Source organism: Streptomyces sp. NBC_01089, from assembly GCF_045162975.1.
Taxonomy (GTDB): Bacteria; Actinomycetota; Actinomycetes; order Streptomycetales; family Streptomycetaceae; genus Streptomyces.
Genome location: NZ_CP108660.1, coordinates 4,513,397 through 4,531,625, shown reverse-complemented (window position 1 = coordinate 4,531,625; position 18,229 = coordinate 4,513,397). Strand labels below are relative to the sequence as shown.

At 70.5% G+C, this 18,229-nt stretch carries 21 protein-coding genes; 10 read left to right on the top strand and 11 right to left on the bottom strand.

Annotation, left to right across the window (positions count from 1 at the left end; translation table 11 throughout):
- Positions 1 to 28: 28 nt before the first annotated feature.
- Entirely contained in the window at positions 29 to 592 is a 564-nt protein-coding gene (locus OG510_RS20270) for a YbjN domain-containing protein (RefSeq protein ID WP_406138534.1), read from the bottom strand.
- Positions 585 to 1,934: a D-inositol-3-phosphate glycosyltransferase gene (mshA, locus tag OG510_RS20265; RefSeq protein ID WP_406138533.1), complete on the bottom strand. Its 1,350-nt coding sequence runs from the start codon at positions 1,932 to 1,934 to the stop codon at positions 585 to 587. The genes OG510_RS20270 and mshA overlap by 8 nt, the downstream gene beginning before the upstream one ends.
- A gap of 140 nt (positions 1,935 to 2,074) precedes the next feature.
- Here mshA and OG510_RS20260 point away from each other — a divergent pair, with 140 nt between their 5' ends.
- The 3 genes from OG510_RS20260 (at position 2,075) to OG510_RS20250 (ending at position 5,763) form a co-directional block, all read left to right on the top strand.
- Positions 2,075 to 2,902, top strand: coding sequence for a class I SAM-dependent methyltransferase (locus OG510_RS20260; protein ID WP_406138531.1), 828 nt, complete (start codon positions 2,075 to 2,077; stop codon positions 2,900 to 2,902).
- Between the two features lie 163 nt (positions 2,903 to 3,065).
- The gene (locus tag OG510_RS20255) at positions 3,066 to 4,148 is read left to right on the top strand and encodes an NlpC/P60 family protein (RefSeq protein ID WP_406138529.1); all 1,083 of its coding nucleotides are present in this window, start codon (positions 3,066 to 3,068) and stop codon (positions 4,146 to 4,148) included.
- 382 nt (positions 4,149 to 4,530) lie between these two features.
- Positions 4,531 to 5,763, top strand: coding sequence for a PP2C family protein-serine/threonine phosphatase (locus OG510_RS20250; protein ID WP_406138527.1), 1,233 nt, complete (start codon positions 4,531 to 4,533; stop codon positions 5,761 to 5,763).
- Positions 5,764 to 5,953: 190 nt separating this feature from the next.
- Here OG510_RS20250 and OG510_RS20245 read toward each other — a convergent pair whose 3' ends face one another.
- The 4 genes from OG510_RS20245 to OG510_RS20230 form a co-directional block, all read right to left on the bottom strand.
- Positions 5,954 to 6,301 carry a DUF2516 family protein gene (locus OG510_RS20245; RefSeq protein WP_164259741.1) on the bottom strand — a complete coding sequence of 116 codons (348 nt, stop codon included), beginning with the start codon at positions 6,299 to 6,301 and terminating at the stop codon, positions 5,954 to 5,956.
- Between the two features lie 150 nt (positions 6,302 to 6,451).
- Positions 6,452 to 7,258 carry a hypothetical protein gene (locus OG510_RS20240; protein WP_406138526.1) on the bottom strand — a complete coding sequence of 269 codons (807 nt, stop codon included), beginning with the start codon at positions 7,256 to 7,258 and terminating at the stop codon, positions 6,452 to 6,454.
- An 18-nt stretch (positions 7,259 to 7,276) separates the two neighbouring features.
- A complete protein-coding gene (locus OG510_RS20235) occupies positions 7,277 to 7,819 on the bottom strand; it encodes a helix-turn-helix domain-containing protein (RefSeq protein WP_406138524.1) in 543 nt (180 codons plus the stop codon).
- A 223-nt stretch (positions 7,820 to 8,042) separates the two neighbouring features.
- Complete coding sequence (locus OG510_RS20230) at positions 8,043 to 8,411, bottom strand: winged helix-turn-helix transcriptional regulator (protein WP_406138522.1); 369 nt, start codon at positions 8,409 to 8,411, stop codon at positions 8,043 to 8,045.
- Positions 8,412 to 8,562: 151 nt separating this feature from the next.
- Here OG510_RS20230 and OG510_RS20225 point away from each other — a divergent pair, with 151 nt between their 5' ends.
- On the top strand, positions 8,563 to 9,516 hold the full coding sequence (locus tag OG510_RS20225; protein ID WP_406142464.1) for an NADP-dependent oxidoreductase: 954 nt from the start codon (positions 8,563 to 8,565) through the stop codon (positions 9,514 to 9,516).
- Between the two features lie 329 nt (positions 9,517 to 9,845).
- Here OG510_RS20225 and OG510_RS20220 read toward each other — a convergent pair whose 3' ends face one another.
- Positions 9,846 to 10,577, bottom strand: a complete 732-nt coding sequence (locus OG510_RS20220) for an SDR family NAD(P)-dependent oxidoreductase (RefSeq protein WP_406138520.1) — start codon at positions 10,575 to 10,577, stop codon at positions 9,846 to 9,848.
- Between the two features lie 181 nt (positions 10,578 to 10,758).
- Between OG510_RS20220 and OG510_RS20215 the strand changes: the two genes are divergently transcribed.
- The 3 genes from OG510_RS20215 to OG510_RS20205 all read left to right on the top strand — a co-directional run bounded on the left by OG510_RS20215 (position 10,759) and on the right by OG510_RS20205 (position 13,520).
- Positions 10,759 to 11,469 (top strand): TetR/AcrR family transcriptional regulator, encoded by a 711-nt coding sequence (locus OG510_RS20215; protein WP_406138519.1) that lies wholly within the window; start codon positions 10,759 to 10,761, stop codon positions 11,467 to 11,469.
- A 157-nt stretch (positions 11,470 to 11,626) separates the two neighbouring features.
- Positions 11,627 to 12,703 (top strand): MerR family transcriptional regulator, encoded by a 1,077-nt coding sequence (locus tag OG510_RS20210; RefSeq protein ID WP_406138517.1) that lies wholly within the window; start codon positions 11,627 to 11,629, stop codon positions 12,701 to 12,703.
- Positions 12,704 to 12,884: 181 nt separating this feature from the next.
- Positions 12,885 to 13,520: a histidine phosphatase family protein gene (locus OG510_RS20205; protein WP_406138515.1), complete on the top strand. Its 636-nt coding sequence runs from the start codon at positions 12,885 to 12,887 to the stop codon at positions 13,518 to 13,520.
- A gap of 10 nt (positions 13,521 to 13,530) precedes the next feature.
- Here the strand turns inward: OG510_RS20205 and OG510_RS20200 are convergent, their stop codons facing one another.
- On the bottom strand, positions 13,531 to 14,235 hold the full coding sequence (locus OG510_RS20200) for a class I SAM-dependent methyltransferase (protein ID WP_406138514.1): 705 nt from the start codon (positions 14,233 to 14,235) through the stop codon (positions 13,531 to 13,533).
- 79 nt (positions 14,236 to 14,314) lie between these two features.
- Here OG510_RS20200 and OG510_RS20195 point away from each other — a divergent pair, with 79 nt between their 5' ends.
- Together OG510_RS20195 and OG510_RS20190 are read left to right on the top strand one after the other, a co-directional pair.
- Complete coding sequence (locus OG510_RS20195; protein ID WP_406138512.1) at positions 14,315 to 14,839, top strand: ATP-binding protein; 525 nt, start codon at positions 14,315 to 14,317, stop codon at positions 14,837 to 14,839.
- 233 nt (positions 14,840 to 15,072) lie between these two features.
- Positions 15,073 to 15,294, top strand: coding sequence for a DUF6243 family protein (locus OG510_RS20190; RefSeq protein ID WP_406138511.1), 222 nt, complete (start codon positions 15,073 to 15,075; stop codon positions 15,292 to 15,294).
- Positions 15,295 to 15,354: 60 nt separating this feature from the next.
- Here the strand turns inward: OG510_RS20190 and OG510_RS20185 are convergent, their stop codons facing one another.
- From OG510_RS20185 to OG510_RS20175, 3 genes are all read right to left on the bottom strand, one after another.
- Positions 15,355 to 15,765, bottom strand: coding sequence for a VOC family protein (locus tag OG510_RS20185; RefSeq protein WP_406138509.1), 411 nt, complete (start codon positions 15,763 to 15,765; stop codon positions 15,355 to 15,357).
- Between the two features lie 10 nt (positions 15,766 to 15,775).
- Entirely contained in the window at positions 15,776 to 16,222 is a 447-nt protein-coding gene (locus tag OG510_RS20180; RefSeq protein ID WP_406138508.1) for a helix-turn-helix transcriptional regulator, read from the bottom strand.
- 99 nt (positions 16,223 to 16,321) lie between these two features.
- Positions 16,322 to 17,365: a GlxA family transcriptional regulator gene (locus tag OG510_RS20175; RefSeq protein ID WP_406138507.1), complete on the bottom strand. Its 1,044-nt coding sequence runs from the start codon at positions 17,363 to 17,365 to the stop codon at positions 16,322 to 16,324.
- 200 nt (positions 17,366 to 17,565) lie between these two features.
- Here OG510_RS20175 and OG510_RS20170 point away from each other — a divergent pair, with 200 nt between their 5' ends.
- Positions 17,566 to 18,162, top strand: a complete 597-nt coding sequence (locus OG510_RS20170; RefSeq protein ID WP_406138505.1) for an isochorismatase family protein — start codon at positions 17,566 to 17,568, stop codon at positions 18,160 to 18,162.
- Positions 18,163 to 18,229: the final 67 nt, after the last annotated feature.

Below are 18,229 nucleotides of genomic sequence, written 5' to 3'. Positions count from 1 at the left end.
ACAGACCGTGCGGGCGGACGCGGGTGCGTCAGTCCTCGACCTCGCGGGTCAGATGCGTGAACGCGTCCAGGTTCCGGGTGGGCTCGCCGCGCGACACCCGCCAGGCGTACTCCCGCTTGATCGCGCTCGCGAAACCGAGTTCGAGCAGCGTGTTGAAGGGCCCGTCGGCCGCTTCGAGCACGGATCCCAGCAGCCGGTCGATCTCGTCCGGTGTGACCACGGACAGCGGGAGCTTCCCGGCGAGGTAGATGTCGCCGAGCGAATCGATCGCGTAACTCACCCCGTACAGACGGAGGTTTCGCTCCAGCAGCCACCGGTGCACGGCCGCGTCGTTCTCGTCGGGGTGCCGGATCACGAACGCGTTGACCGAGAGCGAGTGCTTTCCGACGATCAGCGAGCAGGTGGTGGAGAGCTTCCGGGTGCCGGGGAGCTGCACCACGTAGGAGCCGGGCTCCGGGCTCTCCCACTGCAGCTCGGCGTCCCTGAACGCCCGCTCCAGAACCTCTCGTACGTCCGGGACGTCTCGTCCGTCCGCGACCTCTCGTCCGTCCGCGGCGTCTCCCGCGGCGGCACCGCCAGCCTGATCAGCCATGGTGCGAGCGTACGCGACGACGGTGTTCGTGCACGGCCGCCGTGTAGACGTCCGCGGTCGCCGAAGCCGCCGTGTCCCAGCCGAACCGGCCCGCGCGGCGTGCGGCGGCCCCGCCCATCTCGTCCACCAGCCCCGGGTTGTCGATGAAGCGGCGCAGCGCCACCGCGTACCGCTCCGGGTCGTGGCCGGGTATGAGGAAGCCGGTCGACCCTTCGCGTACGGCGACGGGCAGCCCGCCGACCTCGGCGGCCACCACCGGCGTTCCGGCCGCCTGGGCCTCGATGGCGACCAGGCCGAAGGACTCGTTGTACGAGGGCATGACCAGCACGGACGCGGCCCGGAACCAGTCGGCGAGCTGGTCCTGGCCGACCGGCGGGTGGAAGCGCACGAGATCAGCGATGCCGAGGCGGGCGGCCAGCTTCTGCAGGCCCTCCGGCTTGGCGAGGCCGCTGCCGCTCGGGCCGCCGACCACCGGCACCACCATGCGCTTGCGCAGCGAGGGGTCCTGGTCGAGCAGGACCGCCGCCGCGCGCAGCAGGATGTCGGGGGCCTTGAGCGGCTGGATCCGGCCGGCGAAGAGCGGTACGAAGGCGTCCTGCGGCAGCCCGAGGCGGGCCCGGGCCGCCGCCCGGCCGTCCGCGGGGCGGAAGCGGTCGAGGTTCACCCCGGGGTGGACGACGGCGACCTTGCCCGAGTCGGCCTCGTAGTGGCGTACCAGCTCGTCGGCCTCCTCGTCGGTGTTGGCGATGAGCCGGTCGGACGCCCGCACGATCTGGGTCTCGCCGATGACGCGCGCCGCGGGCTCGGGGGTGTCGCCGTCGGCCAGCGCGGCGTTCTTGACCTTCGCCATGGTGTGCATGGCGTGGACGAGCGGCGCGCCCCAGCGCTCGGCGGCGAGCCAGCCGACGTGGCCGGAGAGCCAGTAGTGGGAGTGCACCAGGTCGTAGTAGCCCGGCCGGTGGCCGGCCCATGCCTGCATCACGCCGTGGGTGAAGGCGCAGAGCTGGGCGGGCAGCTCCTCCTTGGCCAGGCCCTCGTAGGGGCCGGCGTCCACATGGCGTACGAGGACGCCGGGCGCGAGATCGACGAGCGGCGGGAGGCCGCCCGTGGTGGCGCGGGTGAAGATCTCCACCTCGATGTTGATCGCGGCCAGCCGCTTCGCCAGCTCCACGATGTAGACGTTCATCCCGCCCGCGTCGCCGGTGCCCGGCTGGTGCAGGGGGGAGGTGTGCACGCTGAGCATGGCGACCCTGCGCGGCTTGCGGAGCCCGGCGAACTTCAGCCGGGGCGGCCGCGCGGGTCCCGTGATCCGGCCGCCGAGCCGGGACACGTACTGGCTCACGTGGGCGGTCCTCTCCTCGCGCGGGCACGCTCGACTCCAGGGCAGGCGCACCCCGTCAGACGTCTGGAACAGCGGGACGCGCCGTCGCATTTCCGCTTTACCGAATAATTACCTTGACGCTGCTCACCTACGCTCAGCACATGGCCCAGTCGTCACCACCCCGCCGCTCCGCAGCCGCCCGTCCGGTGGGCGCGGTGACCCGTGGGACCACCAACCCCAACCGGCTGCGTCGTATGGACCGCTGGATCGCCGCCGTCCACGGGCCCGCCCTGCGGCGCTCGGCCGACCCCGTCGCGGTGGACCTCGGGTACGGGGCGGCGCCCTGGACCGCCGTGGAACTCCTCCAGCGACTGCGGACGGCCGCGCCCGCAGCCGAGGTCGTCGGCATCGAGATCGAACCGGCCCGGGTCGCGGCCGCGAAGCCGTACGAGCGGCCGGGGCTCACCTTCCGGCACGGCGGTTTCGAGGTGCCGCTGGGCGGCCGCCGCCCCTCGCTGATCCGGGCGGCCAATGTGCTGCGGCAGTACGACGAGGAGCAGGTGGCCGCCGTCTGGGAACGGCTGTGCGCGCGGCTCGCCCCGGACGGGCTGCTGGTGGAGGGGACCTGCGACGAGATCGGGCGGCGGCATGTGTGGGTCGCGCTCGGGCCCGGCGGGCCGCGCACGGTGACGTTCGCTACCCGGCTCGGCTCGCTGCACCAGCCGTCCGACCTGGCGGAGCGGCTGCCGAAGGCGCTGATCCACCGGAACGTGCCGGGCGAGCCGGTGCACGCCTTTCTGCGCGACTTCGACCGCGCCTGGGCGGCGGCCGCCCCGTACGCCTCGCTCGGCGCCCGGCAGCGCTGGATCGCGGCGGCGCGTTCCCTCTCCGCCGACTGGCCGCTGGCCGACGACGTCCGTAGATGGCGGCAGGGTGAAATCACCGTGAACTGGGCAGCGCTGGCGCCTCTGCCGGGAACTCGGGCCTGACTCCGTTCGTCGGACCAGGCAGGGAGTGACGCGGGGAGCGGGTGGGGCCGGGGAGTTGTTGTACACCTCTGTCGCATTCGTGCGGGGCATGGCACTATCGCGCCAGCGCCACCTAAGTTACTGACGGTAAATCAGGTCTGTTTCAGCTCTGGAGGGGGAGCTCGTGAACCGACGCCGCTGTGTTGCCGCCGCAGTCCCGCTGGTCTGCGCACTGACCGTGCTGACCGCGCCGACTGCCGCGTACGCCGATCCCGGGCCATCGGGATCCGCGTCCGCCGGCTCGGGCTCTGACTCCGGCTCCGGCTCCAGTACCGAGCGGCTCGAAGCCGTCCGTAAGAAGATCGACGGCCTCTACCGCCAGGCCGGGTCCGCCACCGACGCGTACAACCTGGCCAAGGAACAGGCCGAGAAGCAGTCGTCCGAGATCGTGAAGCTGGCCCAGCGCATCGTCCAGGGCCAGTCGAGGATCACCGCGCTGAAGAAGCAGGCCGGCGCCGAGGCCCGTGCCCAGTACCGGGACAGCGGTCTGCCGCCGGCGGCGCAGCTGATGCTGAGCGGCGATCCGGACAGCTTCCTGGACGGCGCCGACCAGCTGCGCGCGGGGCAGCAGGCGCAGAAGAACCTGCTGGCCGAAATGGACCGGACGCAGAAGGACTTGACGGCGTACACCCAGGACGCGAGCGACCAGTGGCAGAAGCTGGAGTCCAACCGCAAGGAGCAGGCCAAGAAGAAGAAGGACATCGAGCAGAAGATCAAGGCGGCCAAGAAGCTCGAATCGGGCCTGGCCAAGAAGGAACAGGCGCGGCTCAAGAAGCTTGAGGAGCAGCAGGAGTTCAAGGCGCAGACGGCCTGGCTCAGCTCGGGAATCCTCAAGGAGATCAACAACAAGGCGAGCGCGGAGGGCAAGAAGGCCGTCAAGTTCGCCACGGACCAGATCGGCAAGCCGTACGTGTGGGGCGCCACGGGACCGAAGTCGTACGACTGCTCCGGGCTGACCTCCCAGGCGTGGGCCGCGGCCGGTGACCCGATCCCGCGCACGTCGCAGGAGCAGTGGAAGCAGCTGCCGCACATCCCGGTGAAGGACATGCGCCCCGGGGACCTCATCATCTACTTCTCGGACGCGACCCACGTCGGGATGTACATAGGCGACGGAGCGATGGTGAACGCCCCGCGGCCCGGCAGGAACGTCACGATCGGCGGCGCGGGCTCGATGCCGATCCTGGGCGTGGTCCGGCCGGACAAGTAGCCGGCCGGCCCCGTGTGGGCCGCTCCTGTCGGCCCGCTCCGTCGGCCCGCTTCCCGGCCGCTCCTTCGGCTGCTCTCCCTGCCGTTCCTCCGGCTCTTCATCCGACCGGCTCCCCCAGCCCTTCTCCCGGCCGTTCCTCAGGTCACCCCCATCCCCCTTCCGTGGCGTGCGTCACCCCGGGCAGGCCCGGCGGCCGAGTGACGTTCGTCATGGGCCGGCACACCGCCAAACCGCCGGATGCGGGCCTGGAGTGGGCATATGACCCCGGTGGTTTCTCCGGCGCCATTCCGCTGGAGCCCCGCCAACCGCTAAGGTCCCCGTCTGGTGGTGCGTCGACTGGCGCTCCACCGCGCCCTCGGGGGGAGGGAAGGAAACCGAAGCGATGGAGAACGGTCAGACCGTTCTGCCCCACCAGACCAGGGGACCGGACTCCACCGGCAGCACCGACCTGACGCTGCTGGTGATCGAGAACGATCCAGCGGGCACTTTCACGGTCCCGGAGCTGCTCGACGCCTCCGGGACGCGGGTACGCGTCCGTACCGCGCGGAACCTCACCGAGGCCGAGCGGCTGCTCACGGACGACGTGCACTGCATCCTGCTCGACCTGGCACTGCCGGGAGCGGACGCGGACGACGAGCTGTCCGTACTCCGCCATGTCCTGAAGCTCGCGCCCGGCCATGCCGTACTGGCCCTGGCCTCCTCGGGCCATGTGGAGAGCGCGGCGGACGCGGTCCGGGTCGGGGCGCAGGACTACCTGCTCCGCGAGGAGCTGGACGGCAGGCTGCTGAACCGCGCGGTCCGGTACGCCGTGGAGCGCAAGCGCGCCGACACCGCGCACTACAAGCTGGCCGAGTCCCGGCTGCGCGCCCAGGAGAACGCCCGCCTGGAGCGCGGCCTGCTCCCGACGCCGCTCCTCGGGGGCTCGGACCTGCGCTTCGCCGCGCGCTACCGGCCGGGCCGCTCACGCGCGCTGCTCGGTGGCGACTTCTACGACGTGGTGCGGACCCCCGACGGCACGGTGCACGCGATGATCGGCGACGTCTGCGGGCACGGCCCCGACGAAGCCGCGCTGGGGGTGGAACTGCGCATCGCCTGGCGGGCGTTGACGTTCGCCGGACTGTGCGGGGACCAGCTGCTCTCGACGCTGCAGCGGGTGCTGGAGCACGAGCGGGAGAGCGAGGAGCTGTTCGCGACGCTCTGTACGGTCGACATCGCCCCGGACGGCCGCCGCGCCGGGCTCTGCCTGGCCGGGCACCCCGCCCCGCTGATCTCCCGCGACGGCGGGACCGCGCAGCTCCTCCCCCAGGACGACGGCGGCCCGGCACTCGGGCTGCTCCCGCAGGCCCGCTGGCCCCGGCGCCAGGTCGAACTCGGCTCCGCCTGGAACCTGTTGATGTACACGGACGGCCTGATCGAGGGCCGGGTCGGCCAGGGGACGCAGCGGCTCGGCCAGGAGGGCATGGTCGGGATGATCGACCGCCAGCTGACGGCGGGGCTGCGCGGCGAGAGCCTGCTGGAGGCCGCGGTGGCGGAGGTCCGCGACCTCAACGGCGGCGAACTGACCGACGACGTGGCGGTACTGCTGCTGGAGCGCCGACGGGGTACGCACCTGTAGGCACCGGCCGGCCGCGACCAGCGGGTGCGACCAGCGGGTGCGGGGACGGGGACGGGAAACGCCCCGGATGCCATGGCGTCCGGGGCGTTACGTGCCGGTGGGGGGCGGGATCCCCAGTCCGGATCCACAGTCGGGAGCGGCGGTCGGGATCGGCGGTCGGGATCGGCGGTCGGGATCGGGGCGGAGGGGGCTACCGCCCGCCGTTGTACGGGCCGTACGGTCCGTCGCTGCTGGAGCCGCCGCCTCTGCGGCCGCGGCCGCCACCGCCCGAGATCTGCCGGACCGCGGGACGCACATCCACCATGTAGACGATCGTCGCGATCAGCCCGATGACGGGCAGGAACGACAAGATCGAGAACAGCCAGTTCACGACGAACGCGATGGACAGGATGATCAGCCAGAACGGCTTCGTCTGCTTGCTCGCCGCCCGGTACGCGTCCTCCCGGCGGATCGCCGCGTCCACCACCGCGAAGCCGCTGAAGAGGATCAGCGCCAGACTCAACAGCGACATCAACCCTGCGAAACCCTGCATCAACACTGCACAACACCGCCTGTTCGACCGGCCATCAACACGGCCAAGCTACCGGGAGAACGGGCCGGGCACCCAGGAGGTGCCCGGCCCGGCCCGATCCATCCGAGTCCGTCCCATGCGGAGGGCTTCCCCGCTTCGCGGACTTCCCCGGAAGCCCTACTTCCCGGCCGGCGGCGTGTTCTTCTTCGCCGCCGTGCTGCGCGGGGTGGGGCTCTTCCTGGCCGCCGCGGGCTTGGCCTCGGCCTTCACCTCGGACTTCGAGGCCGCGGCAGAGGTGGGCGAGGACGTGGACGTGGAGGTGGACGCGGGCTTGGCAGCGGCGCGGGGCTGAGCGATCCGCGACTCGGACCTGGCGCCCGGCTTGGGCGCGGCCTTGGCCTCCGCACCCGGCTTCGGGGCGGTCCCGGTCCTGGCCTCGGTCCTGGACTTGGGCGCGGTCCGGCTGCCGGCCGCGGTCCGCGTGGTGGTCTTGCCGGCCGGCTTCGCGCCGGACTTCGGCTTGGCCTGGGTGTCCGGCTCGACGACCGTGCCGAACACGACGATGTCGTCGGCGGCCTCGCCCCGCCACTGCCGTACGGACTGCTCGCCGCGCTCGGCGACCTTCTCGTACGTCTCACGGGCCCGGACCGCGTACTCCGCGGCCACACCCACACTGCGCAGCGCCAGATCCTGCGCGGTCTCACCGAGCTTCTTCAGGTCGGTGTCGAACGCCCCGATCACCTCGTTGACCTTCGCGGTCACGGTGGCCTGGGCCTCCTTGGCCTGCGTGGTCACACGGTCCTGGACGTCCTTGGGGTCGGTGTTGCGCACCGCGTCGATACGGGCGGGCGCCTCGGCCTGGAACTTCTCCAGCAGCGCGGGCACCTTCTTGGCCTGCTGCACGGCGAGATCGGCCGTGCCGGCCGCGAAGTAGAGGGGGGTCGGGTCGGTGAGGGTCTTGCGCAGGTCATCGGTGATGGCCATGACTGTGGTCCTCCCGGATCAGTTCTGTTCGTGGTCGTCGCGTACGTCTCGTACGCCGCGTACGTCGTTCTGTACTTCTTGATGCACGTCTTCGCGCACGTCTTCATGCACGTCTTCGTGCACGTGTTGTTCGCCGTGCGCTGCGCGCTGGGGCGGCCGCGCGGCATCACTGCCGCCCGCCTGGCCGGTGTCCGCCGTGCGGGGCGCGTCCGGATCGAGCCCGTTCTCCTTGCGGAAGGACTCGTAGATCTGGAGCAGCACCTGCTTCTGGCGCTCGGATATGGAGGGGTCGGCCAGAATGACGGCGCGCGTCTCCAGCTCGTCCCGCTCCCGCTCATCGAGGATCCCGGCCTGGACGTACAGGGTCTCCGCGGAGATCCGCAACGCCTTGGCCAGCTGCTGGAGGATGTCCGCGCTGGGCTTGCGCAGGCCGCGCTCGATCTGACTCAGATACGGATTGGACACCCCGGCCGCATCGGCAAGCTGGCGCAGCGAGAGCTGCGCGGAGCGCCGCTGCTCGCGCAGGTACTCACCGAGATTGCCGACGTTGAGTGATGCCATACGACGACTCTGCACCCAAGTCGCTAACTTTTGCAAGCAGGCGCTTGCAAAAGTGTTACATCTGACCCGCGGGGCGGGGTACGACTTTCAGTTGCTGAGCGTGGACGCCCTTGAGGCCGGTCTCGCCGATGAGGTCATCCTGCTGTGGTGGGACAGGGGCGGTACGGGTCAACGCGACTTCAGCGGGCATTCCGGCGCGCGACGCTCCAGGAGCGCGCCGAGATCACCGGGTGTCCTGTCCGGCCATGTCGATGTTTTCCTCGACCCAGGTCCGCAGGAGGTGCAGCGGTACCGCTGCACTACGGCCGAGGGCAGTCAGGGCGTACTCCACGTGCAGGGGGACCGCGGGGTAGATGGTGCGGTCGACGAGCCCGGCACTCTCCAGGCGTCGCAGGGTCTGGGTGAGCACCTTGGGGCTGACGCCCTGCAGGAGTCGTTGCAGCGCGCCGAAGCGCTGGGGGCCGTCGTCCAGGGCCCCGATGGCCAGTGCTGACCACTTGTTCGCCAGGAGGTCCAGCATGGCGCGGCAGGGGCACTGGGCCGAGTAGACGTCGTGATGGGCGTGCTGGCCGGTCAGGCAGTCGGTGGTCACGAAAGCGCTCCTCAGCTGCATGCTTCCCATAGGGAAGTAGGTTCCCTTGATGGTAACTACCTCCCCATGGATACGTTCAAGCCCATGAGACGGAGGGCCGGTAAGCGGCTTTTCGGCATATGCGTTTCGAGGGAGATGGCCCATGGTGTCGATGCGCGCGGTGGTGCAGCACACGTTCGGTGGCCCCGATGTCCTGCAGGTGGCGGAGGTGCCCCGGCCCGTGCCGCTGCCGACCGAGGTTCTGGTTCGGGTGCTCGCCGCCGGGATCAACCCGGTCGACTGGAAGACCCGGAGCGGCGGCGGCATGGCCCAGGTGCTCGGCGAGCCCCCGTTCACCCTGGGGTGGGACGTCTCCGGCGTCGTGGAGGAGGTCGGCTTCGGTGTGACCACCCTCAAGCCCGGCGACGAGGTCTACGGGATGCCGTGGTTCCCCCGCGCGGCGGGCGGATATGCCGAATACGTCACCGCTCCGGCCCGCCAGTTCGCCCGCAAGCCGCCGAGCATCAGCCACGAGCAGGCCGCCGCCGTACCCCTGGCGGCCCTCACCGCTTGGCAGGCCCTGGTCGACACCGCCGACGTCCGACCGGGCCGGCGCGTGCTGGTCCACGCCGCCGCCGGAGGCGTCGGACACTTCGCCGTCCAGTTCGCCAAGCACTTGGGCGCCCACGTCACCGGCACCGCCAGCAGCCCCCGTCACCAGTGGCTCACCACCCTCGGCGCCGACGAACTGATCGACTACACCTCGGTCCGCTTCGAGGACGCCGCCAAGGACATCGATGTGGTCATCGACCTCGTCGGCGACGCGCACGACAACACCAGCACCCGATCGCTCGACGTGCTGCGCCCCGGCGGACTGGTCGTCGCGATCCCCGCCGGCGTCTCACCCGAACTCCACGATGCGGCCCGGTCCCGGGGGCTGCGCACCAGCGCCTTCCTGGTCGAGCCCGACAGCCCGGCCCTGACCCGCATCGCCGAACTCATCGACGCCGGCGAGGTGAGCGTGGAGGTCGAGGAGGTCTTCCCGCTGGAGCAGGCCGCCCAGGCCCACACCCGCGGCGAGAACGACCGCACCCGCGGCAAGCTCGTCCTGAACGTCTCCTCCTGACTCCTGCTCAGCCGCTGCCTGGCACAAGGGAGTTCGCTGTGTTCTACGAGATTCGGCGCTACCGGACCCGGCCAGGCGAAATCCCTGCCCGCACGGTCGATCACCCGCTCCGCCGCCACTGCCCTCGTCGAAGCGGTGCGCACGGCCGCCGAGGAGATCGGGTTCGAGGCAGTGGGTCAGTCTCCGAACCTGGTGACAACTCGCCCCAGAAGCACTCGGAAGTGACAGCTACCGCGTGAATCCAGTGACAGAAAGAGCTGGAATCCCAAGAGGACGTTCCAGGTCAGAGACCGTCACTGGTGACAGCCGGCGCTGGAAGGCACACGGGGTCAGGCAGTCGACTGCCCGTTCCGGAAGAGCTGTCCGGTGGGTCCGTCGGCGCCGAGCATGGCGGCCTTGACGATGTCGCGGGCGCTCTCGGCGGCCGGGCGGTCGTTTGCGTCGTCGCCGCGCTCGGGGTGGGTGGCGGTGTTGCCGGGATCGACGGCGTTCACGAGGATCGGGGTGTCGGCCAGGGCCCGGGCGAGGACCGTGGTCAGGGCGTTGAGCATGTACTTGGCCATCGAGTACGCCGGGGAGCGCAGGGGCGCCCCGAGGTCGAGCCCGGTGGCGATCTGCTGGGCCGACAGGCTGGAGACATTCACGATCCGGGCGGCGGGCGCGGCCTTGAGCAGCGGCAGCAGCGCCTGGGTCAGCGCCCAGGGGCCGATCACGGAGACCTCCATCGCCATGCGCAGGGTGTCCATGTCGGCGTCCAGCGCGTCGAGAACTCGGAAGTCGGGCATCGCGCCGGCGTTGTTGACCAGGACGTCCAGGTGACCGGAGGTCTCAGCGAGCCGGCCGGCCAGTTCATCCACGCCTGCGGGGTCGGACAGGTCCAGGCGCAGAGCAGTGGCCGCGTGCCCTTCCTGGCGCAGCTGGGCGGCCAGCGGCTCGGCAGCTGTCTGGTCACGGGCGGTGAGGAACACCTGGTAGCCGCGCTGGGCCAGGTCCCGGGCGACGGCGAAGCCGAGTCCGGCCGGGCGGCTCGCTCCGGTGATCAGGGCGGTCCTGGTGGCCATAACGCACACCTTTCAATTACTGGGGGGTGATTTGCGGCAGATTCGCGATGCTTCGATGCCACACCACGGCATGGCACGGCACGGCACGCGAACGCCATTCGACAGTAGAGCACTGCTCGTGCTTACGCGAACGATGCTCGTTCCAGTGGAACGTCGTCCGTCCGGGCGGTACGGTCGGGGCATGGCATCGACCCCCCAGCAGCGGCGCGCCGCGCGGCACCACCAGCCCGTCTCCGAAACGGGCCCGAGGCGGGGCCGGCGCGCGCAGCCGATCACGGTTGACGCGATCATCGAGGCGGCGCTCGACATCGTGGCGCGCGAGGGCTATCCGGCGCTGACCATGCGCCGCGTGGCAGCCGCTCTGGACACCGGATCCGCGTCGCTGTACGCCCATGTCGTCAACAAGGACGACCTGGACGAGCTGCTCATCGGCCGCCTGAGCGCCGAACTCACCCTGCCCCACCCGGATCCCGCCACCTGGCGGGAGCAACTCACCGGCGTCTGTGGCCGGCTGCGCGACCAGTACCTGCGCTACCCGGGCATCTCCCGGGCCGCGCTCGCGGCCGCGCCCACGAACAACGACACACTGCGCCTCGCCGAATGCATGCTCGCCCTGCTGCTCACCGGCGGCGTGGCTCCGCAGGCCGCCGCCTGGGGCATTGACGCCCTGTCGCTCTACATCAGCTCCTACACCCTGGAGATCTCCCTGCTCGGCCGCAGCGACCGCGAGTGGCTTGTCGGCCGCGACGACATGCTGCAGCGGTACGCCGAGCTGCCCGACGCGTTCCCGCAGACCAAGCGCTACGCCGCCGAACTCACCGCGGGAGCCGACCACGAACGCTTCGACTTCACCATCGGGCTGATCCTCGACGGACTCACGCGCCGCAGCTGACGCAGGGCCAGGACGATGGCCACGTCGGCCGACCAGGCACTCCCGTGGTCGGAAGAACAGCCGGTCCCCCGATAGTTGACCTTCACCTTGGGGGAAGCCACAGCATCGGTGGGGCCGGGCGACGCGCTCGGCATGAGGAGGAACGGGGGGAACGCGCATGGGGCTGCTGACCATCGGGGCCTTCGCGAAGGCGTCCCGTCTGTCGCCGAAGGCGCTGCGCCTTTACGACGAGCTCGGCCTGCTGCCCCCGGCCCGCGTCGACCCGGTGAGCGGCTACCGCTTCTACGCACCGGCACAACTCGACCAGGCCCGCCTGGTCGCCTGGCTCCGGCGGCTGGGGATGCCCCTGGCCCGTATCCAGTACGTCTCCACGCTGGAGCCGGGCCCGGCGGCCCAGGAGATCCGGTCGTTCTGGGCCCAGGTCGAGGCCGACACCGCCACGCGGCGGGACCTCGCTTCCTTCCTCATCGACCATCTGTCCCGGAAGGACCCCGCCATGTCTCCGACCACCAAGCCCCTGGGCATCCGCTACGCCGCCCTTTCCGACACGGGCCTTGTCCGCGAGAGCAATCAGGACACCGCCTACGCGGGCCCCCGTCTGCTCGCCGTCGCCGACGGCTGCGGCGCCCAAGGGGCTCCCGCCAGCGCGGCCGCCGTCGACGCGCTCAAGCACCTCGAAACCGGGACCATCGCGGAAGGCGATCTCCTCAACGTCCTGGAGGAAGCGGTCGAGCAGGCCAAACAGGCCGTGCACGACGTCACCCGGGCCGCCTCCGCATCGGACGGGACCACGCTCACCGCCATGCTCTGGACGGGGTCACAGCTGGCTCTCGTCCACATCGGCGACTCCCGTGTCTGCCTGCTGCGCGACGGAGAACTGTTCCAGATCACCCACGACCACACCCTGGTGCAGTCGATGGTCGACGAAGGCCGCCTCACCCCGGAGGAAGCCGTCTCCCACCCCCAGCGGGCACTGCTGATACGCGCCCTGGGCCATGGAGCCGCCGACGGCACCGCGGATATGCGCCTGCACGACGCTCAGCACGGAGACCGGTACCTGCTCTGCTCCGACGGCCTGTCCACCGTCGTACAGGCCACGGAAATTCGCCGGGTGCTCACCGACGTCAGGGATCCCGAACAGGCCGTACGCGAACTCGTCGCCCTCGCCAACGGCTACGGCGGTCCCGACAACGTCAGCTGCGTCGTCGCCGACGTCATGGAGCTGCGGCGTTGACAACCGATGAGAGCCGATGAGAGCGGATGAAGGGTCCGGTCCGCACACAGGGCACTTGCGACGCAACGGAACCACGCAGGAGCGGATCGGCGTCCGTCCCTGACATACGAGTTACAGGATCACGGATCACAGCTCCCACATCGCGGATCACCGATTCGCTGGACACGACAGAGCCGGGGACATGACAGACACAGACACAGAGAAAGCCACCCGATACCTCTACCTCGCCCGGCACGGTGAAGCCTCGGCGGACGAGACCACCCTGACGGACAGCGGTCGGCGTCAAGCCGTTCTGCTCGGGGAGCGGCTCCGGAGTGCCCCGCTCTCGGTGATCCACCACGGGCCGCTCCCCCGGGCGCGGCAGACGGCCCAGTTGATCGGCGCGCAGCTCGACGCCGTCCCGCTGCGCCAGTCGGAGCCGGCCGGTGACTACATCCCCTACCTGCCCACGAAGGAGGAGCTGCCGCCGGATTCGGCCGATGCCCTGCTCGGTTTCCTCGCGCAGTTCTCGGAGGAGGAGCGCAACGGCGGTCCGGCGCTGGCCCGGCAGGCAGTCGCGGAATTCACCGGCCCGGCCGACGGCGACGGTCCCCGCCATGAGCTGGTCGTCACGCACAACTTCCTCATCGGCTGGCTCATCCGGGCCGCCCTCGACGCACCCCAGTGGCGCTGGCTGGGCATCAACCACAGCAACGCGGCTCTGACGGTCCTCCGCTACACACCCGGCAAGCCGTCCGCCGTGCTCTTCTACAACGACATGCGGCACCTGCCCGAAGAGCTGCGCTGGACCGGCTTCCCGCCCGAGCTCCACATCTGACCCGCCACGGTCAGGCGCCCGGACGCGCAGCGCCCTCCTGGGCTTTGCGGGCGAGCAGATGGATCTCCTGGAACTGCCGCCGGTCGGTCGGCTGAGGTGCGCGAACCATCCGTGCCACCTCGGCCAGCCCGGCCTCGCGCAGCATCGCGGCCAGCTGGTCCGGCGACCAGCGGTACGCCGGCGCGACCGCGTGATCGAAGACCTGCGGCGGCTCGGCCGGATCGTCTCCGGCCGAGAAGCCGATCAGGAGGTGGCCGCCAGGTGCCAGCACACGGTGGAGCTCCCGCACGACGGCGGGGAGTTCCTGGGGCGGGGTGTGGATGATGGACCACCGCGACAGTACGCCGGCCAGCGCACCGTCAGCGATGTTCAGGGCTGCCATCGAGCCCACGTCGAACCGCAGGTCCGGATAAGCCCGCCGGGCCAGCTCGATCATCACCGGAGAGGCATCGACACCGAACGCCGCCAGCCCCAACTCACCCAGATACGCCGTGACATGACCAGGACCACACCCCACATCAGCCACCCGGCCCTCTCGCCGCACGCCGACCTCACCGACAGCGCCGACCGCGCCGACCGCCTCGGCGAAGACATTCAGGAACGCGCGGTCCAGGGGGCTGTCCCGCAGCGTGTCGTCGCGGAACAGCTCCGCGTAGGTGGAGGCCGCAGCGTCGTAAGCCTCCCGGGTCGTACGGCATGCATCGTGTTCGGCCATGCCCGCGACAGTACGTCCCCCGCCCGCCGTCCGTGGATGCCGACCGGTATTCACCCCGTCCAGCGTTAGCGTGGTTCCCGTGATCGTATGGCTCAACGGCACCCATGGTGCAGGCAAGACGACGACCAGTGCGCTCGTACAGCAGCTGATGCCCGGCTCACGGGTGTTCGACGCCGAGAAGGTCGGCGAGACGCTCATGGACATCACGCCCGGGCTCCCCTGGACGGGCAACTTCCAGGACTGGCCGCCCTGGCGGCCCCTCGTGGTCGAGACCGCGCGCCACGTACTCGACTACACCGGCGGCACTCTGGTGATGCCCATGACCGTGCTGGTCGAGCAGTACTGGCGCGAGATCATCACGGGCCTCGCCCAGCACGCCATCCCCGTACGGCACTTCGTCCTCCACGCCGACCAGGACACCCTCCGCGGGCGCATCAGAAGGGACACCGTCGTCGGCCCCGACTCCCCGTTCCGCCTCCAGTACCTCGAGCCCTACGCCGAGGCGGCCCGCACCTGGCTGCACGACGCTGCCGAGGTCATCGACACCACACACATCACCCCCGCCCGGGCCGCCCAGCAGATCGCGGACGCCGTCAAGGAGTGAGCGAGGCGTCACGCCCCGTGGTGGAGGTGCCGGGATCACCGGAAAACGGCTGGTTCGCGGGGCCTGCGGAACCGGGTAACGTCTTTGGCATGTCCTTCCAGGTCATGTTCTTCCAGACGCCGATTCACGAGTGAGAGCGTGACGGGCCTCTGCTGACGTCCTTCGACGTCGCCGCCGCCCCCTCCCCCACCGACGCACCCGTAGATCACTTCACATCACCACCGGGAGAACCCATGACCGTCAGCAAGAACATCAACAACCCCGTGGGCATGGGCGGCGGCCAGCGCAAGAAGCTGTCCCGCGCCGAACGGCAGAACAACGGCCCGCACCGCAACCTCGACCGCCGGGGTGCAGCCGACCAGAAGGCCGAGCTGGTGCGCAAGATGCGCGAGAAGGCAGCCGCAGCCGACGGCGCCGCGCAGGCGGGCGACGAAGGCACCGCACCACAGAGCTGACGCACCGCCGCCGCAGTGCCGTCCGGCCCCTGGGAGGGCCGACGCCCGCGCCGGCCCGCGCTACGCCTTCGGCGCCTGCGAGATGCGCACCATGTTGCCCGAGGGGTCACGGAACGCGCAGTCCCGCGGCCCCCACGGCTGCTCGATGGGCTCCTGGAGCACCTCGGCGCCGGATGCCCGTACCTTCTCGAAGGCCGCGTCGAGATCGTCGGAGCAGAAGACGATGTTCGGCAGGACACCCTTGGTGAGCAGTTCCTGCAACGTGTCGCCGTCGGCCTGGGACCGGCCCGCGTGCGGTTCCGAGATCACGATCTCGAGGCCGGGCTGGGCCGGGCTGCCCAGGGTGACCCAGCGGAACGCGCCCGACGTCACGTCGTTGCGGACTTCGAGCCCGAGCGCGTCACGGTAGAAGGCGAGGGCCTCGTCCGGATCGTTGACGGTGATGTGGCAGTACTGCAGAGCGATGGTCATGCGGCCCAAGCTAAGTCCTGTCCTGGCCCGTTTCCGCAATTCCGCCGCTTGCCGCCGGTGTGTTCCTGGTCGGACGGGTACGGACCTTCGCCACACACGCGGGCATCGCCCGCACGGCACTGTGTTCCCGGGCGCGGTACGCGGTCGGCGACTCCCCCACGAGTTCACTGAACCGCGAGCTGAACGAGCCGAGCGACGTACAGCCGACCTCCATGCACGCGTCGGTCACACTCGTGCCGCCGCGCAGCAGCGCCATCGCCCGCTCGACGCGGCGGGTCATGAGATAGCTGTACGGCGTCTCGCCGTAGGCCGCGCGGAACTGCCGCGAGAAGTGTCCGGGCGACATGAGCGCGTGCCGGGCCATCGCGGGCACGTCGAGCGGACGCGCGTACTCCCGGTCGATCAGATCCCGTGCCCGGCGCAGCTGCGTGAGGTTTTCGAGATCACGCGATTTCATGGCTCCCAGATTACCGCTCACGCCCCCGACCTGCGTAAACAGTGGGCACTGAACGCTCACCCGCCTGGACCCCGTGCGGCGGCCGCTGTCTCAGCGCGGTCAGCCCGCCGTGGCGCGGAACCGGAGGCGGTACTCCGTCGGTGTCGTGCCGAGCCTGCGGCGGAACGCCCGTACCAGCGTGTCCGTCGTGCCGAACCCGCAGGCGGACACGATCCGTTCGAGCGTGGCATCGGTGGATTCCAGCTGATGGCGGGCCACTTCGACGCGCGCCGATTCCACATAGGCGCTCGGGGTCATGCCCAGCTCGGCCTTGAAGATCCGGGTGAGCTGCCGCTCCCCGACATGGGCGTACGCGGCGAGGTCCGCGACGGTGAGCCGTTCGGTGATGTGCCGCATGATGTGGTGGCGGAGGTCCTCCACGCGCCGCGTCGTGGAGAGAGGTTCGAGGGGGACGCTGAACTGGCTCTGCCCGCTCGGCCGTTTCAGGTACATCACCAGCTGGCGGGCGACACGGAGCGCGAGCGCCTCGCCGAAATCGTCGGCGACCAGGGCCAGTGACAGGTCGAGGCAGGCGCTGATTCCCGCGCCCGTCCACACGTCGCCCTCGCGGATGAAGATCGGGTCGGCGTCGACCTCGACCCCGGGGTGATCGGCGGCCAGTTGCTGCGCGGTCGACCAGTGGGTGGTGGCGCGCTTGCCGTCGAGCAGACCGGCGGCCGCCAGCAGATGCGCGCCGACGCAGACGGAGGTGACCCGCCGCGCCCCGGCGGCGAGCGTCCGCACCCGGGCGACCACGGCCGGGTCGGCGAGAGCATGGACACGGCGGTCGCTGTCGATCTCGACCGCACCGGGCACCAGAAGCGTGTCGATGCTCCTCGTGGACACCTCGTCGAAGGTGGCGTCGGGCAGGACGCGCACACCGGCCGATGTGGTGACGGGGTCCATGGTCCCGGCGGCGAGGACGACGTCGTACCCGGCCGCAGCGCCTGCCTCCCCGGCACCTGGTTCCGCGCCCGGCTCCCCGCCCGTCGATCCGCCCGTCTCCCGTCGCACAAGCGAGAACACTTCCGGTGGTCCGGTGATGTCGAGCAGGTCGACGCCGTCGAACAGGACGATGACGACGAGTCGTCCGACCGTACGCATGGAGCCCCACCCGGTTGTTGTTCCTGTGTTCCTGGCCAGGCCGGCCCCGTGTCTGCCCAGGCCGGCCATGTCTGGATCTGCAGGTTAGACGACATTGCCGACACTCTCCGGCGGGCCGTAGCTTTCTGGACACAGCTCATCGAGCTGGACGCACTCACCGAGCGCGTGACATCCGGCACGGATCCCGAGGCGGTACTCCCATGGCTACGACGACCCTGCGCGAGCTCAACGGCTTCGACGAGACGCCCGCGTCGCTCGCCGACGCGACCCTGGTCCTCGTCGACTACCAGAACACCTACGTCGGCGGCGTACTGGAGCTGGAGGGCTGGCGGGCCGCACTCGACTCCGCCGCCGCGCTGCTGGCCAGGGCCCGTGAGGCCGGTGCCGGGGTCATCCACGTCATCCATGACGGCGGCGCGGGCACCCCGTACGACATCCGCGCCGAGACCGGCCGGATCCACCCGGCCGTGGCGCCCGTCGAGGGCGAGCCCGTCGTCGTCAAGACCGCGCCGAACGCCTTCGTCGGCACCGATCTGGGCGAGCGCGTCGATGCCGCCGGCCACCAGGACGTCATCATCGCCGGGTTCATGACCCATATGTGTGTGACGTTCACCGCCGAGGGCGCCTTCCTGCGCGGAAACCGGCCCACCGTGGTCGCCGACGCCTGCGCGACACGCCCCCTGCGCTCGGCGGGCGCCGAGGGAGGCATCGGCCTCGGCGCCGCCCAGATCCACCACAGCGCACTCGCGACGATCAGCGACCTGTACGGGGTCGTCGTCACGTCCGGGAGTCTCTGAGCCGTCACGTCCGGGAGTCTCCGATCCGGAGGACATGGGGAACCCCGACTCCGGACCGGGCCGCGGC

What these genes read in the sequence shown, in the direction of transcription:
- OG510_RS20200 (WP_406138514.1), bottom strand. Translation starts at nt 14,235, where the DNA reads ATGGCCGAACACGATGCATGCCGTACGACCCGGGAGGCTTACGACGCT.
- OG510_RS20205 (WP_406138515.1), top strand. Translation starts at nt 12,885, where the DNA reads ATGACAGACACAGACACAGAGAAAGCCACCCGATACCTCTACCTCGCC.
- OG510_RS20250 (WP_406138527.1), top strand. Translation starts at nt 4,531, where the DNA reads ATGGAGAACGGTCAGACCGTTCTGCCCCACCAGACCAGGGGACCGGAC.
- OG510_RS20215 (WP_406138519.1), top strand. Translation starts at nt 10,759, where the DNA reads ATGGCATCGACCCCCCAGCAGCGGCGCGCCGCGCGGCACCACCAGCCC.
- OG510_RS20190 (WP_406138511.1), top strand. Translation starts at nt 15,073, where the DNA reads ATGACCGTCAGCAAGAACATCAACAACCCCGTGGGCATGGGCGGCGGC.
- OG510_RS20185 (WP_406138509.1), bottom strand. Translation starts at nt 15,765, where the DNA reads ATGACCATCGCTCTGCAGTACTGCCACATCACCGTCAACGATCCGGAC.
- OG510_RS20270 (WP_406138534.1), bottom strand. Translation starts at nt 592, where the DNA reads ATGGCTGATCAGGCTGGCGGTGCCGCCGCGGGAGACGCCGCGGACGGA.
- OG510_RS20225 (WP_406142464.1), top strand. Translation starts at nt 8,563, where the DNA reads ATGCGCGCGGTGGTGCAGCACACGTTCGGTGGCCCCGATGTCCTGCAG.
- OG510_RS20235 (WP_406138524.1), bottom strand. Translation starts at nt 7,819, where the DNA reads ATGGCATCACTCAACGTCGGCAATCTCGGTGAGTACCTGCGCGAGCAG.
- OG510_RS20210 (WP_406138517.1), top strand. Translation starts at nt 11,627, where the DNA reads ATGGGGCTGCTGACCATCGGGGCCTTCGCGAAGGCGTCCCGTCTGTCG.
- OG510_RS20170 (WP_406138505.1), top strand. Translation starts at nt 17,566, where the DNA reads ATGGCTACGACGACCCTGCGCGAGCTCAACGGCTTCGACGAGACGCCC.
- OG510_RS20260 (WP_406138531.1), top strand. Translation starts at nt 2,075, where the DNA reads ATGGCCCAGTCGTCACCACCCCGCCGCTCCGCAGCCGCCCGTCCGGTG.
- OG510_RS20180 (WP_406138508.1), bottom strand. Translation starts at nt 16,222, where the DNA reads ATGAAATCGCGTGATCTCGAAAACCTCACGCAGCTGCGCCGGGCACGG.
- OG510_RS20220 (WP_406138520.1), bottom strand. Translation starts at nt 10,577, where the DNA reads ATGGCCACCAGGACCGCCCTGATCACCGGAGCGAGCCGCCCGGCCGGA.
- OG510_RS20240 (WP_406138526.1), bottom strand. Translation starts at nt 7,258, where the DNA reads ATGGCCATCACCGATGACCTGCGCAAGACCCTCACCGACCCGACCCCC.
- OG510_RS20175 (WP_406138507.1), bottom strand. Translation starts at nt 17,365, where the DNA reads ATGCGTACGGTCGGACGACTCGTCGTCATCGTCCTGTTCGACGGCGTC.